We start from the raw sequence: 15,377 nt of genomic DNA, 5'->3' as shown, positions 1-15,377 counted from the left end.
CGCGTGGCGCAGTACCGCTTTCGCGTGGCGCAGTACCGCGTTCGCGTGGCGCAGTACCGCGTTCGCGTGGCGCCGTAATGCGTTGGAGACGGCAAGCCCGGAGCTGATAGCAACAGCTCATGGACCCTCTCGAACAGCCCGCCCTCGAACAGCTTCTCGCCGAACGCGCCTGTGAGCGTCTCGTTCTCGACTTCGTCCACCGTCTCGACCTCGGTGAACCCGCCTCCGTCGCCGAGCTGTTCACCGAGGACGGCGTCTGGCGGTGGCCGGAGGGCGACCGGCTCGTCGAGGGGCGTGCCGCCCTGCGCGCCTACTTCGGCGCGCGCCCCGGGGACCGGCTCTCGCGCCGCATGATGGCGAACGTCCTGGTCACCGTGGACTCACCGACCCAGGCGCGGGCCACCTCGTACTTCACCACCTACCGGGTCGACGGCCACACCGGCGGCATGGTCCCCGCCGGGCCCCCCGTGCAGATCGGACACTACGAGGACACCTTCCGCAGGGTCGACGGGCAGTGGCTGCTCTCGACCCGCACCCTCTTTCTGCCGTTCGGCGGCCCCACCCCCCGTCACCGGCCCTCCGCCGCGTAGTCGAGCCCCTCCTCGTACGGCATCCCGAACCCCTCTTCGTACGCCGCGCGGTAGGCGCTGTCGCCGATCTCGGCGCGGATGCGGAGTTCGTGGGAACGGCGGGTGGCGAGGAGATCGGGCGAGTCCATCTGGGCGCGGCCGGTGAGTTCCCAGACGCGCTCGCCGATGCCGAGGAGGCGGGCGGCGCGCAGGCCGTCGCCCGCCGCGACGACCGCGGCGGCCAGGACGTCCAGCGCCATGGCCGCGCCGACGGTGTTGTGCAGCAGACCGTGTCCGGCGAGCGCGGTGCGGGCGTTGTCGACGGCGGCGCGGACCTCGCCGCGGGCCAGGTCCGTCTGGGCGACGATCCCGTCGGCGAAGGCGCCCGCCCACGACTCCCCGCACTCCACGCTGGCCTCGCGCACCTCCTCGGCCACCGTCCGCGCCCGGTCGTGGTCGCCGCGCAGCAGGTGCGAGAAGGACAGCGCCACCCGGACCTGGAGCTGGGCCGCCCCGAACCCGTCCTGCCTGATGGGCAGTCGGGGCGTGGCGGACAGTACGTCGATCGCCTCGCCCAGTCGGCCGCTCAGCGCCAGCTGGCCGCCGGTGAGATACGCGGCGGCCACCACGGCCACCGGGTCGGCCTGGGTGTCCGCCGCGTCCGTGCAGCGCTCCGCCCAGTCCGCCGCGACCTCCAGGTCGCCCTGGAGCAGTGCCACCGCGCCGCGTGCCCACAGGGCGCGGGTGCGGTCGGGTCCGGGCGGCGGGTCGGCGGCGAGCGCGAGGTCCAGGCAGTGCTGGGCGTCGCGCAGAGAGCCGCAGTGCCGCCACAGGAAGCCGAGGTCGGCCGCCATCCCCAGGGCGATCCGGCGGTCGGGGTCGGTGAGCGCGCAGTCCATCGCGGCGCGCAGGTTGGCGTGTTCGGTGAGGGTGCGTTCGCACCAGGCGACCTGCCGTCCGGTGTTCCACTCGGTCCATCCCTGACGGACCAGCCGCCGGAAGTGGTCGCGGTGGCGCAGCCGTACGGCCTGTTCCTCGCCGAGGGCGCGCAGCCAGTCGGCGCCGAACTCCCCGACGGTGTCGAGGAGCCGGAAGCGGGCGGGGTCGGTGCGGTGGCGCTGCACGATGGACTGCTCGACGAGCCGGGCGAGCAGTGCGGCGATCCGCCCGGCGGGCAGCGGGCCGCCCGCGCAGATCTCCTCGGCGGCGCGCAAGCAGAAGCCGCCCGCGAACACCGAGAGCCGGGCCCACAGCAGCCGCTCCAGCGGTGCGCACAGTTCGTGGCTCCAGCCGATCGCCGTGCGCAGTGTCTGGTGGCGTGGCGGTCCGGCGCCGTCGCGCGGGGCGCTGAGCAGGTCGAGCCGGGACGGCAGGCGTTCGCCGAGCCGGCCGTGGAGCTGGGCCAGGGACAGTTCGGACAGTCGGGCGGCGGCGAGTTCGAGGGCGAGCGGGATGCCGTCGAGGCGGCGGCAGACGGCCTCCACGGTGGGGCGGTTGATGTCGTCGAGGGTGAAACCGGTGTTGGTGGCGCGGTCGGCGAACAGGGTGACCGCGTCGTCGGCGATCGGCAGCGGGTCCAGGGTCAGCACGAGTTCGCCGGGCAGTCCGAGCGGTTCGCGGCTGGTGACGAGGACGCGCAGGCCGGGGAGGGCGGGCAGCAGGGTCTCGACGAGTGCGGCGCACTCCGCGAGGACGTGTTCGCAGGAGTCGAGCACCAGCAACAGCCTTTTGTCCTCGGCCCATTCGGCCACCACCTCGGTGACGGGACCGGTGGACTGGTCGGCGAGCCGCAGCGCCTCCACGACGGCAAGGCCGACCAGGCCCGCGGTGTGCAGGGGGGAGAGTTCCACCAGCCAGACGCCGTCGGGGTAGGCCTCCTGGACCCGGCCCAGGGCGCGCAGGGCGAGCCGGGTCTTGCCGACTCCGCCGACGCCGACGACGCTCAGGAGCCGGTATATGCCCACCGAGGAGTCCAACTCCGCCTCCAGCCAGTGGAGTTCCTCCCGTCGCCCGACGAAGCTGTGCGTCTCGGGCGGCAGATTGCCGGGCCCGCCGCCGGTCGGATGCGTCGGCTCGGTCGTTTTGTCGGACACAACAACCAGTCTGGACGGATCACACCGGCTCCGGCGGCTGTCCGAGAACTCGGACAGAAGAGCGTCGGCACCACGACAGTTCCGGGCACCTTTCGACGAGATGCGATCAACTCCCTGTTGGTGAGGGTGCGGCGGTCGATGTTCGGAGATCGTCGGGTGATGGGCACGAAGGAGCAGGGTCAGCGAGATCGTCGAGAACACCAAGAAGACCGAGGACATCAAGAACAGTGGGAGCGGCGGGCGCTGCTCGCGCCGCTCGTCACCTGTCTGCTGATCGCCGTGCCGGATCTGCTCTTCGACCAGGTACCGCCGCTCATCACCCTGCTGCTCATCGGCCCGCTGCTGGCCTGCGCCCGGCTCGGCGTCCGGCACACCGTGCTGGTGTGCTGCTGGTCGGCGGTCCTGGGCCTGGCCATGGGGATCGGCAACGACGAGGTGCCGAGCACCGGCTTCGGCATCCGCTGGGGCGGACTCCTCGTCGGCTGCGCGCTCACCGTGTACGCGGCCCGGCAGCGCGACCGCCTCCGCGACCGGCTGGCGCGGGCCCGCGAGGTGGCCCGGGTCACCCAGACGGCGATCCTGCGGCCCATCTCCCGCACCTTCGACGGCACCCGGGTCTGTACCCGGTATCACAGCGCCTCCCACGAATCGACCGTCGGTGGCGACCTGTACGACGTCGCGGTGACGCCGTACGGCCTGCGGGTCCTCGTCGGCGACGTACGCGGCCACGGCGTCGAGGGGCTCCGGCTGACCGCCGGCACCATCACGGCCTTCCGTGAACTCGCCTACACCGCACCGGACCTGGTGACCCTCACCACCGAACTCGACGCCCTCCTCACCCCCGAGCTGGGCCCCGAGGACTTCGTCACCGCGGTGCTCGCCGAGTTCGCGCCCGGCGAGGTGCGGCTCGTCAACTGCGGCCATCCGCCCCCGCTGCGCTCCGGCCACCGCATCGAACTCCTCGAACCCCTCGTCCCCACACCGCCGTTGGGCCTCGATCCCGACCCGCGCCAGTACCGCGTACGGCTCCAGCCCGGCGACCGGCTGCTCCTCTACACCGACGGCCTCACCGAGGCCCGTGACCCGGAGGGCGCCCCGTTCCCCCTCCTCGGCGAGGCGGCGCTCGCCCTGCGCGAGCCGCTCCCCGACGAGGCCCTGCGGTCCCTGCACGCCCGCCTGCTCGCCCACACCGGCACCGCCCTCGCCGACGATCTCGCCCTGGTGCTGTGCCAGCCCACGGAGGCGACGGTTCCGGCGCCCGTGCCGTGACCGATGATTCCGCGACGCGACGGGAGTCGTAGATACCGAAGCAGCACCCCCCAGAAAGGCCGACCGATGCCGAAGCCGATGCCGAACCCGTTGCCGAAGCCGGACCCGAACCCCAGGTCGGCGAGCGGCCTGCACGACCTCCTGAAGGCGTACGTCGACGAGGGCAAGGTGCCCGGAGCCGTGGGCCTGGTGGCCCGCGGCGACACGGTCGAGGTCCGGGCCGTCGGCACCGTCGACGTCGAGGGCAGCGCCCCGATGGCCAGGGACTCGATCTTCCGTATCGCCTCGATCAGCAAGCCGATCACCGCGGCGGCGGTGATGATGCTGATCGAGGACGGGGAGATCGCGTCGGACGATCCGGTCGACACCTGGCTCCCGGAGCTGGCGAAGCCGATGGTCGTACGGACCCCGTCGAGTCCGGTCGAGGACGTGGTCCCGGCCGCCCGTCCCCTCACCGTCGCCGACCTGCTCTCCTCCCGGGCGGGCTGGGGCTTCCCGTCCGACTTCACACTGCCGCAGGTCCAGGCGCTGTTCGAGGTCCAGAAGGACGGCCGCGAACCGCAGGGCTTCCCGGCGCCGGACGCATGGCTGGCGGACCTGTCCCGGATCCCGCTGCTGTACCAGCCGGGCGAGGCCTGGCTGTACGGCACCTGCTCCGACCTCCAGGGCGTGCTGGTCTCCCGGGTCACGGGCCGTTCACTGCCGGAGTTCCTGGCCGAGCGGATCTTCGAGCCGCTCGGCATGACCGACACGGCGTTCGAGGTACCGGCCGCCAAGCGCGACCGCTTCACCAGCTCCTACCGCACCGCGCCCGACGGCCATGGTCTCGAACTGGCCGACGCGCCCGACGGTCAGTGGAGCCGCGTGCCGCCGTTCCCCTCCGGCGGGGGTGGACTCGTCTCGACCGCCGACGACTGGCTGGCCTTCGCCCGGCTGCTCCTCGCGGGCGGCACCACGGCCGAGGGCCACCGGCTCCTCTCCCGCGCCTCGGTACGGCAGATGACCACCAACCACCTCACCCGGCCGCAGCGCGAGATCGGCGCGCTCTTCATGGAGGGCCAGGGCTGGGGTTACGGCGCCCAGGTCGACATCGCGCCCACCGACCCCTGGAACGTCCCGGGCCGCTACGGCTGGAGTGGCGGCACCGGCACCACCGGCCACCTCGTCCCCGCCACCGGCACCGTCACCCTGCTCCTCACCCAGGTGGCCATGGAGAACCCGACGCCGACCCCGCTGATGCGCGACTTCTGGCGCCGCACCGCTCAGTGAAGCAGCGTCCGGATCAACTCCTCGGCATCCGCGAGGAGTCGGACCTCATGTGCGCTCATGGTCGGATTGGCGGCCCGGCGCACCCGCGCCTCCACAAGCCCCTCCCGCGTCACCCGGTCCGCGTTCCCGTCGAGCATCGCGACCAGCGTCTCGCGGGCCAGCTCCGCGTGGACCTCAGCGCCGACGGCGACCTGGGCGAGGATCACGGCGGACATGCCCCAGTCCAGACCGGGCGGCCCGTCCTCGGCGTTGGACCAGTCGATGACCTTCGGGCCGTCCGGGGTGAGCATCACGTTGTCCGGGTGCAGATCCAGGTGCAGTACGCGGACGCCTGAGTCACCGGAGCCCCGGCCGGGCACGGCGTGCAGCGCGCGCAGCAGCCCGGCAAGCACGCCACCGCCCTCCCGCGCGCCGATCTCCCCCGCCTCGAACGCCGCCAGCATGGTCGGCCCCGAAAGCCGCTCCATCACCATCTCGGTCCGGCTCGCCGCCCGCACGGCAGGCACCGGATATCCGTGCCCCCGCACGTACTCCATCACCGCCGCCTCGGCCGCCGCGTCCCCCCACCCGTCCCGATCCCGGCGCACCACCCAGCCCCGCTCCCCCTCCACCTCGAAGACATCCGCCGAACGCCCCGAACCGATCAGTCTCCCCGTCCCCATGCCGCCGAACCTATCCACCGTCACAGCCACTCCTCAGGCGATTCCTACGGGCCGGTACAGTAAGCAGGTCGTCATCACACCCGTACGCGGAGAAGCCGGTGCAATTCCGGCGCTGACCCGCAACCGTGAACCGCCCGCGCGAAGCCGCAGGGTGGTGAGCCGGATCGCCTCGTCCGGGACGTGACCGGCTCGTGCCACCGGCAGCCCGCCGGTGGCCGGCACCGTCGAGGGACACGGGGCCGGAGCCGCTCGGGGCCAAGCCTGCGCCCGGTGCTGCCCGGCTCCCGCAGGGAGAGTCATGATTGTTCGCCGCAGCGCCGCGGTACTGGCCGCCACCGTAGTGATCGGTACGGCCCTGGCCCCGGCCGCCGTGGCCGAAGGCGCCTCGCCTTCGCCTGCCCCGGCGATACCCTCCGGCCTCTACGGCACCACCGACCCCACCTACGACGGTGTCTGGCGGCAGTCCCTCGCGCTGCTCGCCCAGCACACCGTCGGTGTGAAGCCCGCGGCGAAGGCCGTCGACTGGCTGGCCGGGCAGCAGTGCGCGAACGGGGCGTTCGCGGCGTACCGCGCCGACGCGTCGGCGAAGTGCGACGCCAAGACGATGGTCGACACCAACAGCACCTCGGCGGCCGTGCAGGCCCTCGCCGCGCTCGGCGGCCACGGCGGCGAGACGGGCAAGGCCGTCGCATGGCTGAAGTCCGTACAGAACAAGGACGGCGGCTGGGGCTACACGGCGGGCGGCGCGAGCGACGCGAACTCCACGTCCGTGGTGATCGGGGCGCTGGCGGCGGTGGGCAAGAAGCCGGCGGACGTCTCCAAGGACGGCAAGTCGCCGTACGACGCCCTCGTGAAGCTGTCGATCCCGTGCGGCGGGGCCGACGGGGGCGCGTTCGCCTACCAGCCGGACAAGAAGGGCAAGCTCGCGGCCAACGCGGACGCGACGGCGGCGGCCGTGGTCGGAGCCCTGGGCAAGGGCCTCGCCGGTGAGCCCCTGAAGCCCGTGGCCGACCCCCTCTCCTGCAAAGCCGCCACCGGCGCCGAACAGGCGGCCCGGAACGGCGCCGCGTACCTCGTCAAGGCGCTCGCCAAGGACCAGCACCTCACGTCGACGATGCCCGGCGCCAAGGACCAGCCGGACTACGGCAACACGGCGGACGCGGTCGTCGCGCTCGCGACCGCCGGGCACGGCGACAAGGCGGCCGACGCGTTGCGCTGGCTGGAGGCCCACTCCGCGCAGTGGGCCGAGCAGTCCGGACCCGCCGCGTACGCGCAGCTCGTCCTCGCCGCCGACGCGGCGACGTTCGACCCGCGCGACTTCGGTGGCCGGGACCTCGTCAAGCAGCTCAACGCCACCGGCCCCGCGCCCGCGTCCCTCCCGGCCGAGCCCACGGCCTCCGCATCCGCGTCCGCCGCGGAAGCCGCGAAGAAGAAGGACGACAGCGGCGTCAGCGTCTGGTGGATCATCGGCGTCGGTCTCGTCGGCGGCATCGGCATCGGCTTCCTGATCAGCGCCCGGAACAAGAAGCAGCAGCCGTGAGCCGCCGTCGGACGTGCGCACTGGTCCTGTCCCTGCTCCTGCTCGTACTCGGCGGCGCGGGACAGGCCCAGGCCGTCGGCTACCGCTACTGGTCGTTCTGGGACCTGACCGGCGGGAAGTGGACGTACGCGACGCAGGGCCCGTCGACCGCGCGGCCGTCCGACGGCGACGTGCAGGGCTTCCGTTTCGCGGTGAGCGCGGACTCGCAGGACGCCTCCAAGCCGCGCGGCGACGCCGACTTCGCGTCCATCTGCGCGAAGACGCCCGCCCGGGCGGGCCACAAGCGGGTGGCCCTCGTCATCGACTCCGGCACGACCGCGGACGCCCCGGGCGGCGAGACGCCGCCCGCACCGCGGACGGTCTGTGCCCGCGTCCCCGCCGACGCGACCACGGCCGAGGCGCTCGCGACGGTCGCCAAGCCCCTCCGGTACGACACCAACGCCCTCCTGTGCGCCATCGCGGGCTACCCCGGAACAGGCTGCGGCGACCAGGTCGCGACGTCACACACCGCGCCTTCCACCACCGCGAAAGCCACCTCGAAAGCCAACGCCAAGGCCGACGCCAAGTCCGAGCCGGACCGGCACGGCCCGTCGCTCGGCCTGCTCGCGGGAGTCGTCGCGGTCGCCGCTCTCGGCGGGGCGGCGGTCTGGCAGACCCGCCGCCGCCGGCCCTGAGTACGGCGACCGACGATGACACGCGCGCCGAAGGCACACCGTTCCAACGCCCTCCCCCCAGGAGCCTGGTGGATCTGGGCCCTGGGCCTGGGAACCGCCGCCTCCCGCACCACCAACCCCCTCCTGCTCGCCCTCCTCATAGCCGTGGCCGGCTATGTGGTGGCCGCCCGCCGGACCGACGCCCCCTGGGCCCGCTCCTACACCGCGTTCGTCAGACTCGGCATCGCCGTCCTCGGCATCCGGCTGGCGTTCGCCGTCTTCCTCGGCTCCCCCATCCCCGGCACCCACCTCCTCGTCACCCTCCCCGAACTCCCCCTCCCCCACTGGGCCCAGGGCATCCGTATCGGCGGCCGGGTCACCGCCGAGGGCCTGCTGTTCGCGCTGTACGACGGCCTGAAACTGGCCACCCTCCTCATCTGCGTCGGCGCGGCGAACGCCCTCGCGAACCCGGCACGGCTGCTGAAGTCACTCCCGGGCGCCCTGTACGAGGCGGGCGTCGCGGTGGTCGTCGCGCTGACGTTCGCGCCGAACCTGATCGCGGACGGCCGGCGACTGCGCGCCGCCCGCCGTCTGCGCGGCCGCCCCGACCGTGGTCTGCGCGGCCTGCTGCATGTCGGACTCCCCGTCCTGGAGGGCGCGTTGGAGCGTTCGGTCGCCCTCGCGGCGGCGATGGACGCCCGCGGCTACGGCCGCACCGCCGAGGTACCGCCCGCCGTCCGCCGTACGACCACCGCCTTGACGCTGGGCGGTCTGCTCGGCGTCTGCGCGGGCACGTACGGAGTGCTGACCGCCGAGGGCGGCACCTACGGCCTGCCCGTGCTGCTCGCCGGAGTGGCCGCGGCGCTCGGCGGGCTGTGGCTGGGCGGGCGCCGCTCGGTCCGTACGCGCTACCGCCCGGACGTGTGGGGCGTACGGGCCTGGCTGGTGGCGGGTTCCGGAGCCGCGGTCGCCACCGGACTGATCGTCTCCGCCACGTACGACGCCGCGGCCCTGAGCCCCGGCGTCCTCCCGCTGACCGCTCCCGACCTGCCCCTGTGGCCCGCGGCGGCGATCCTGCTCGGCCTGCTCCCCGCCTTCGTGGCCCCGACACCCCACTCACGGGAACCCTCCACCCCCAAGGACCCCTCATGATCCGCTTCGAGGATGTCTCCGTGACGTACGACGGAGCTGTCGAACCCACCGTCCAGGGCGTGGACTTCGAGGTCCCGGAGGGTGAACTCGTCCTGCTCGTGGGGCCCTCCGGCGTCGGCAAGTCGACCGTGCTCGGCGCGGTCTCCGGTCTCGTCCCGCACTTCACGGGCGGCACCCTGCGCGGCCGGGTCACGGTCGCCGGACGGGACACCCGCACCCACAAGCCGCGCGAGCTCGCGGACGTGGTCGGCACGGTGGGCCAGGATCCGCTGTCGCACTTCGTGACGGACACGGTCGAGGACGAACTCGCCTACGGCATGGAGTCGTTGGGCCTCGCGCCGACCGTGATGCGCCGCCGCGTCGAGGAGACCCTGGACCTGCTGGGCCTGGCGGACCTCCGCGACCGCCCGATCGCCACGCTCTCCGGCGGCCAGCAGCAGCGCGTCGCCATCGGCTCGGTCCTGACCCCCCACCCGCGGGTCCTGGTCCTCGACGAGCCCACCTCGGCCCTGGACCCGGCCGCCGCCGAGGAGGTCCTCGCCGTCCTGCAACGCCTCGTCCACGACCTCGGCACGACCGTCCTCATGGCCGAACACCGCCTCGAACGCGTCATCCAGTACGCCGACCAGGTCGCCCTGCTCCCGTCTCCGGGCACCGCGCCGCTCCTCGGCACCCCGTCCGAGATCATGACCGTGTCCCCGGTGTACCCGCCGGTGGTGGACCTGGGCCGACTGGCCGGCTGGTCCCCGCTCCCCCTCACGGTGCGCGACGCACGGCGCAGGTCGGGGTCCCTGCGGGAGCGGCTCGCGGAACTCGTCCCGAAGCCGAGGACCCCGCAGCCGACCGTTCCGCGGGCGACAGTTTCGCGGGCGACAGTTCCCCAGCCGACAACTCCACGGGCGACGGCCCCGGCCTCGATCGAAGCCCTCGCCGTCCGCCACGGCCGCGTCGAGGCGCTCCGGCGCGTCGACCTGACCACCGCCCCCGGCGAGATCATCGCGCTGATGGGCCGCAACGGGGCCGGGAAGTCCACCCTCCTCGGCACGCTGGTCGGCCTGGTCCGACCGGCGGCCGGATCGGTCCTGGTCGGGGGCGCGGTCCCGCACCGCACGGCACCGCGGGACCTCGTACGCCGGGTGGGCCTCGTCCCGCAGGAACCGCGCGACCTGCTGTACGCCGACACGGTCGCCGCCGAATGCGCGGCGGCCGACGAGGACGCGGGGGCCGAGCCCGGCACCTGCCGGGCCCTGGTGTCCGAGCTGCTGCCGGACATCGGGGACGCCACCCACCCCCGTGACCTCTCGGAGGGGCAGCGGCTGGCGCTCGCGCTGGCCGTCGTCCTGACGGCCCGCCCCCCGCTCCTGCTCCTCGACGAACCGACCCGCGGCCTGGACTATGCGGCGAAGTCCCGCCTGGTCACGGTCCTGCGCGGTCTGGCCGCCGAGGGTCACGCGATCGTCCTGGCCACCCACGACGTGGAACTCGCCGCCGAGCTCGCGCACCGTGTCGTCGTCCTCGCGGACGGCGAGATCGTCGCCGACGGCCCCACGGCCGAGGTGGTCGTCGCCTCCCCGTCCTTCGCCCCCCAGGTCACGAAGGTGCTCGCGCCGCAGCCGTGGCTCACGGTCACCCAGGTCAGGGAGGCCCTCTCATGACGACACCGGAGGTCCGGACCAGAGCCGTCCGCCTCGGCCCCCGCTCCCTCGCCGCCCTCTGCCTCGTGAGCGCCGTCGGGGTCGCCGGGTTCGGCTGGCCGCTCTTCGCCGACCCCACCTCGCAGGCCGTCGCGCACGCGCAGGACGCGCCCTGGCTGTTCGCGGGGCTGCTGGTGATGCTCGTCGCCGTCGTCACGGCGACGATCTCCGAGTCCGGGCTCGGCCCGAAGGCGGTGGCCATGCTCGGGGTGCTGGCCGCGACCGGCGCCGCGCTGCGGCCGATCGGCGCGGGGACGGCCGGGATCGAGCCGATGTTCTTCCTGATGGTGCTGAGCGGCCGGGTGCTCGGACCGGGGTTCGGGTTCGTGCTCGGTTCCGTGACCATGTTCTCCTCCGCGCTGCTCACGGGCGGGGTGGGTCCGTGGCTGCCGTTCCAGATGCTCGCGATGGGCTGGTTCACGATGGGCGCCGGGCTGCTACCGGGCCCCGACCGGTTGCGTGGGCGCGGGGAACTGGCCCTGCTCGCGGCGTACGGGTTCTGCGCCGCGTTCGCGTACGGCACGGTCATGAACCTGGCCGGCTGGCCCTTCATGGGCGCGCTGGCCTCGAACGTCGCCTTCGACCCGCACGCCGGCGTGCCCGCCAACCTGGCCCGCTTCCTCGCCTACTGCCTGGCCACCTCCCTCGGCTGGGACCTGGGCCGGGCCGTCGTCACCGTCGCCCTGACCCTCGCGCTCGGCGCGACCCTCCTCAAGGCGCTGCGCCGGGCGACGCGACGGGCCGCCTTTGAGACCCCGGTCACCTTCGAACCCCGGTGACGTGCGGCCCAGGTCACACCATCCGGACGCGCCCCGTAGCCACCCGCACACCTTCCGCCAGTCACGGGGTGAAGCACCCCATAGGACCCACGTCACATACGAGGCGGGCTAGTAGCCCGGAAGGCCTGGCATGCACGCGTCGTCAACCCCTCTGACCTGGGGTTTGAGACCCAGGTCACACAAGGGGCGTTTCCCCCGGATGCGACCACCACTAGTAAAAGGGGTCATTGCGGACACCCCCCTGAGCCTGTTTCTCTGAAGCAGTCGCCAGGCGCCACGAACCCACCCGGGTCGCGGCGCCGATGTACGCCTCCACCACACGTCGTGTGGTCACGGCGCACCGCGACCGCCCTGTTTCCTAAGAGAGGTTCTCCGCGTGTCCGTCTCCTTCATCCGCAACATCGCCGCTTCCCCGAAGAAGGTCCTCACCACCGCCGCCGTGGCCGCCGCCGCCACCGGCATGGTCCTCGCCGCGAGCCCCGCTCAGGCCGCCACCGGCCAGGCCTCCTCCGCCCAGGCGATCGCGCACAAGATGATCCCGGACGCCGCGCAGTTCACTGCCTTCAGCAAGATCGTCGAGCATGAGAGCGGCTGGAACCCCAGCGCCACGAACTCCTCCTCCGGCGCCTACGGCCTGGTCCAGGCCCTGCCCGGCGCGAAGATGTCGGCTGCCGGTTCCGACTGGAAGACGAACCCGGCCACCCAGATCAAGTGGGGGCTGGACTACATGAACTCCCGCTACGGCAGCCCGGCCGCCGCCTGGAACTTCTGGCAGGCCCACAACTGGTACTGAGCGGCCCACCGGTGACCACCGGAGCCACACGGCACCCGTATACGCGAAGGCGGCGGCCCCCCCGATCCCCGGGGCCGCCGCCTTCGCCATGCCCACCGAACATCGAACGAATCGGCCTACTCGGCTTACTCGGCTTACTCGGCCTGCTCGCCCTCCTCGGTCTGCTCGGCCTGCTCGTAGAAGTGCTGCCGCCGGCCGACGAGCCGCTCGTACATCTTCCGCTGCCCGGCGACGTCGTCCTTGTTCTTCTCCAGCTCGTCGAGCCACTCCCGCTTGATCTGGTCCAGGAACGCGCGCCAGTCCCCGCTTCCCTGGGCCTTCCCCAGCTCCCGCAGTTCCACCAGGCGCTCGTTGTGCTTCAGCCCGCCGGTGCCGACCTTGTCCCCCTTGTGACCGTGCAGGACCGACTCGGGGTTGGCCGTGGCCTCGGTGGACCGGGCGTTGTGCACATAGCCGACCGGGCTCTCGGCATGGGGCTTGATCGTCTCGATGCCGACCAGCAGGGAGCCGTCCTTGGCGGCGGTCGGCGGGGTGAGAATCAGCAGCATGTGGCCGTACGAGCCGTTCGGCAGGACCACGTCGCCGTTCCAGTCCTGCGAGCCGAACCCGCCGCCGGAGATGTCCATGCCCATGAGCTGCGGACGCTCGGGCCCGACATGGGGCACGGCCGGCGTCAGAAAGTTCGCGACGGACGCGCCGATACCGCCCTTCTCCTGGAACTTGCCCGGCTCGCCCCCCTCCTTGTTCTTCTCGATGGCGGTGCGGTGCGTGGCGAAGTCACGCTTGTCGACGAACCCCGCGCGTCGGCCCCGGTCCGTGACGCCCAGGAAGTCCGTCAACGACTGGGGCGACTCGCCCCCGCGCAGGGCAGGGATGCGGATGTTGACCCGGCCGCCGTGGGCGAGCGCCCGCACGACGTCACCCTCGCGGTAGTCGACATGCGCGGCCACTCCCGCCCCCGGGTCGTAGGTCTTCAGTCCGTGCTGGAGCAGGAGCAGGACGGACGTGAAGACGTCACGGGCCTTCGCGTCCTTCGCAGCGTGCTTCACCGTCTCGGCCTTGTCCGCGTCGGGGTGACGGCGTTCGGAGGACAGGCCGGCCGGGTGCAGGGTGTCGACGGCGGTCTGCCGTATCTGCTCGTCCCGCTCGGCCCGCAGGGGCTGCTTCTCCTCGTCCGGGACTCCGGGAGCCTTGGTGGTCATGAAACGGCCGAGGGTGTAGTCCGGGGCGATCGGGGTGGGCGCGCCGGCCGGGCGCGTGCCCGGCGCGTTCTGCTGGAAGGCCAGGGTCGCGGCCAGGATGCGTTTGCCCGGAAGGTTCCTCAGCCAGTCCTTGTGGTCGCCCTTGATGTACTCCTCGGACTCCTTGAAGGTGCCGATACCCACCTTCGCGAGCCACTGGGGGTTCACCTGGGAGAGCGTCCTGATGTCCTCCAGGTCCTGGGCGCCGAACAGCTCGCCGCTGATCACCCGCCGCTCCAGGGTGCGCTTCAGGCGCGCGGGCCCCTCCGGCATCCAGTGCTCCGGCCACCATGTGCCCGGCGCCAGGGGGCTCACCTTCATCTTCGCCACGACGACATGGCCCTCGATCGACCGGCTCAGCCGCGTGATCACGGCCGCGCCGTGGTCCTCGCGGCCGGACTCCTCGGCGGCGGAAGCCGCGCCCGTGCTCGACTCCCCCACCTTCTGCACGGACACGGACGCCGCCCCCGCCCGGTTGCCGGCCGTGCGCTGGATCGCCGCCATCTCGGCGGGCGTCCTGGGCGTGGCGTCCGACCTGGTCCGGACCTGGCGGGGGCCCGGGGAGACCGGGCGTGGCAGGGGCGCGGTACGTGCCGGTGATCCCGCCCGTGGGCGCCCGCCCTCGCCGTGCTGCCGCCTGTCCATACGCCCCTCCACCCACCTCTTCATCCACCGGGCTCCCCACGTACGCCTGAGCGCCCGCTTCCGTTGTCCCCAGAGGTATAAGGAGCCATCGTGACTCCGGGGCACGCCCGGGCGGAAGGACACTGGGGGCACCGCGGAGGACCTCACGGGCACGGCTGCCCCAGGGACGCGGCGCACCGGACGGACACGCGGGTCGCCCCGGTGTCCGGGAGTCCCCCGCGTACGTGGTGGACTTGAGCACACCGTGCCCGCCACCTCCCCCGGAGCCCCCATGAGCGAGCAGAGCGCAGAGGGCGCCGGGAGCACCGGTCCACGGCCCGCCGACCCCGAGGCGCGCGGGGTGCGTCTGGTGGTGGTGCTGCTGTCGCTGACCGTGGTCAGCGGGCTGATCGACGCGGTGAGCTATCTCGGACTCGGGCACGTCTTCACGGCGAACATGACCGGCAACGTGGTGGTACTCGGCTTCGCCGCGGCCGGCGCCCCCGGCTTCTCGATCCCGCACACCTCGACCTCCCTGGCCTTCTTCCTGGCGGGTGCCGCGGTCGGGGGCCGGATCGCGGGGCGGTACGGCGGCGGTTCGCGCCGGACCTGGGCACGGGTCACGCTCACCGCGGAGGCGGTGTTCGTGGGCGCGTCCGCGGTGGTCGCCTTCGTCGCGCCGGGCGCCACCGCGACCACCTACGCCTTGATCGCCCTCACGGCCTTCGCGATGGGCCTGCGCAACGCGACCGTGCGCAAACTCGGCGTGCCGGACCTCACGACCACCGTCCTGACGATGACCCTGACCGGCCTCGCCTCCGAGTCCGCGGCCGGCGACGGCTCGAGCCACCGCTCCCCCCGCCGCACGGCGGCCGTCATCGCCATGCTGGCGGGCGCCACGCTCGGCGCATGGCTGGTGATCCACCACGGCCTGGGCATCCCCCTGCTGCTCGCGGCAGTGCTGGCGGGGGTACTGGCGATCGCGACGTCCGGTCGGGATTGACGCCGAACCGGCCGCGGCAGCACCGATGTGCTGCCG

13 protein-coding genes and 1 riboswitch are annotated in these 15,377 nt (G+C 73.0%); of the genes, 10 read left to right on the top strand and 3 right to left on the bottom strand.

The genetic code is table 11. The annotated features are described in order from the left end of the window. Positions 1 to 119 precede the first annotated feature (119 nt). The gene (locus ACFVWD_RS15075) at positions 120 to 590 is read left to right on the top strand and encodes a nuclear transport factor 2 family protein (protein ID WP_389596332.1); all 471 of its coding nucleotides are present in this window, start codon (positions 120 to 122) and stop codon (positions 588 to 590) included. Here the strand turns inward: ACFVWD_RS15075 and ACFVWD_RS15070 are convergent. Continuing rightward, positions 569 to 2,662 (bottom strand): ATP-binding protein, encoded by a 2,094-nt coding sequence (locus ACFVWD_RS15070; RefSeq protein WP_389596330.1) that lies wholly within the window; start codon positions 2,660 to 2,662, stop codon positions 569 to 571. The two genes, ACFVWD_RS15075 and ACFVWD_RS15070, sit on opposite strands and share 22 nt — an antisense overlap. Positions 2,663 to 2,821: 159 nt before the next feature. On the opposite strand from ACFVWD_RS15070, the gene ACFVWD_RS15065 reads away from it, so the two are divergent. Beyond that, complete coding sequence (locus tag ACFVWD_RS15065) at positions 2,822 to 3,931, top strand: PP2C family protein-serine/threonine phosphatase (RefSeq protein ID WP_389596328.1); 1,110 nt, start codon at positions 2,822 to 2,824, stop codon at positions 3,929 to 3,931. A gap of 78 nt (positions 3,932 to 4,009) precedes the next feature. Next, complete coding sequence (locus ACFVWD_RS15060) at positions 4,010 to 5,200, top strand: serine hydrolase domain-containing protein (RefSeq protein WP_389596326.1); 1,191 nt, start codon at positions 4,010 to 4,012, stop codon at positions 5,198 to 5,200. Here ACFVWD_RS15060 and ACFVWD_RS15055 read toward each other — a convergent pair. Beyond that, complete coding sequence (locus tag ACFVWD_RS15055; protein ID WP_389596510.1) at positions 5,194 to 5,862, bottom strand: phosphotransferase family protein; 669 nt, start codon at positions 5,860 to 5,862, stop codon at positions 5,194 to 5,196. The two genes, ACFVWD_RS15060 and ACFVWD_RS15055, sit on opposite strands and share 7 nt — an antisense overlap. Positions 5,863 to 5,910: 48 nt before the next feature. Further along, positions 5,911 to 6,049: riboswitch (cobalamin riboswitch) on the top strand. A 111-nt stretch (positions 6,050 to 6,160) separates the two neighbouring features. Here ACFVWD_RS15055 and ACFVWD_RS15050 point away from each other — a divergent pair. The 6 genes from ACFVWD_RS15050 to ACFVWD_RS15025 all read left to right on the top strand — a co-directional run bounded on the left by ACFVWD_RS15050 (position 6,161) and on the right by ACFVWD_RS15025 (position 12,473). Continuing rightward, positions 6,161 to 7,402 carry a prenyltransferase/squalene oxidase repeat-containing protein gene (locus tag ACFVWD_RS15050; protein WP_389596324.1) on the top strand — a complete coding sequence of 414 codons (1,242 nt, stop codon included), beginning with the start codon at positions 6,161 to 6,163 and terminating at the stop codon, positions 7,400 to 7,402. Beyond that, a complete protein-coding gene (locus tag ACFVWD_RS15045) occupies positions 7,399 to 8,076 on the top strand; it encodes an SCO2322 family protein (protein ID WP_389596322.1) in 678 nt (225 codons plus the stop codon). Before ACFVWD_RS15050 ends, ACFVWD_RS15045 begins: the two co-directional genes overlap by 4 nt. 15 nt (positions 8,077 to 8,091) lie before the next feature. Then, entirely contained in the window at positions 8,092 to 9,207 is a 1,116-nt protein-coding gene (locus ACFVWD_RS15040) for a CbiQ family ECF transporter T component (protein WP_389596320.1), read from the top strand. Beyond that, entirely contained in the window at positions 9,204 to 10,862 is a 1,659-nt protein-coding gene (locus tag ACFVWD_RS15035) for an ABC transporter ATP-binding protein (protein WP_389596318.1), read from the top strand. The genes ACFVWD_RS15040 and ACFVWD_RS15035 overlap by 4 nt, the downstream gene beginning before the upstream one ends. After that, positions 10,859 to 11,680, top strand: coding sequence for an ECF transporter S component (locus ACFVWD_RS15030; protein ID WP_389596316.1), 822 nt, complete (start codon positions 10,859 to 10,861; stop codon positions 11,678 to 11,680). The genes ACFVWD_RS15035 and ACFVWD_RS15030 overlap by 4 nt, the downstream gene beginning before the upstream one ends. Before the next feature lie 376 nt (positions 11,681 to 12,056). After that, positions 12,057 to 12,473 (top strand): transglycosylase SLT domain-containing protein, encoded by a 417-nt coding sequence (locus tag ACFVWD_RS15025; protein WP_389596314.1) that lies wholly within the window; start codon positions 12,057 to 12,059, stop codon positions 12,471 to 12,473. A gap of 134 nt (positions 12,474 to 12,607) precedes the next feature. On the opposite strand, the gene ACFVWD_RS15020 is transcribed toward ACFVWD_RS15025, so the two are convergent. Then, positions 12,608 to 14,359, bottom strand: coding sequence for a PE-PGRS family protein (locus ACFVWD_RS15020; RefSeq protein ID WP_389596312.1), 1,752 nt, complete (start codon positions 14,357 to 14,359; stop codon positions 12,608 to 12,610). Between the two features lie 271 nt (positions 14,360 to 14,630). Between ACFVWD_RS15020 and ACFVWD_RS15015 the strand changes: the two genes are divergently transcribed. Further along, a complete protein-coding gene (locus tag ACFVWD_RS15015) occupies positions 14,631 to 15,341 on the top strand; it encodes a YoaK family protein (protein WP_389596310.1) in 711 nt (236 codons plus the stop codon). Positions 15,342 to 15,377: the final 36 nt, after the last annotated feature.

The sequence above is a fragment of the Streptomyces sp. NPDC058086 genome (genome assembly GCF_042885015.1).
In the GTDB taxonomy this organism is placed as follows: domain Bacteria; phylum Actinomycetota; class Actinomycetes; order Streptomycetales; family Streptomycetaceae; genus Streptomyces.
The sequence above is the reverse complement of the archived record's forward strand: the minus strand, read 5'-3'. Positions and strand labels throughout refer to the sequence as shown.

What these genes read in the sequence shown, in the direction of transcription:
- ACFVWD_RS15075 (WP_389596332.1), top strand. Translation starts at nt 120, where the DNA reads ATGGACCCTCTCGAACAGCCCGCCCTCGAACAGCTTCTCGCCGAACGC.
- ACFVWD_RS15065 (WP_389596328.1), top strand. Translation starts at nt 2,822, where the DNA reads ATGGGCACGAAGGAGCAGGGTCAGCGAGATCGTCGAGAACACCAAGAA.
- ACFVWD_RS15060 (WP_389596326.1), top strand. Translation starts at nt 4,010, where the DNA reads ATGCCGAACCCGTTGCCGAAGCCGGACCCGAACCCCAGGTCGGCGAGC.
- ACFVWD_RS15055 (WP_389596510.1), bottom strand. Translation starts at nt 5,862, where the DNA reads ATGGGGACGGGGAGACTGATCGGTTCGGGGCGTTCGGCGGATGTCTTC.
- ACFVWD_RS15050 (WP_389596324.1), top strand. Translation starts at nt 6,161, where the DNA reads ATGATTGTTCGCCGCAGCGCCGCGGTACTGGCCGCCACCGTAGTGATC.
- ACFVWD_RS15040 (WP_389596320.1), top strand. Translation starts at nt 8,092, where the DNA reads ATGACACGCGCGCCGAAGGCACACCGTTCCAACGCCCTCCCCCCAGGA.
- ACFVWD_RS15035 (WP_389596318.1), top strand. Translation starts at nt 9,204, where the DNA reads ATGATCCGCTTCGAGGATGTCTCCGTGACGTACGACGGAGCTGTCGAA.
- ACFVWD_RS15030 (WP_389596316.1), top strand. Translation starts at nt 10,859, where the DNA reads ATGACGACACCGGAGGTCCGGACCAGAGCCGTCCGCCTCGGCCCCCGC.
- ACFVWD_RS15020 (WP_389596312.1), bottom strand. Translation starts at nt 14,359, where the DNA reads ATGGACAGGCGGCAGCACGGCGAGGGCGGGCGCCCACGGGCGGGATCA.
- ACFVWD_RS15015 (WP_389596310.1), top strand. Translation starts at nt 14,631, where the DNA reads ATGAGCGAGCAGAGCGCAGAGGGCGCCGGGAGCACCGGTCCACGGCCC.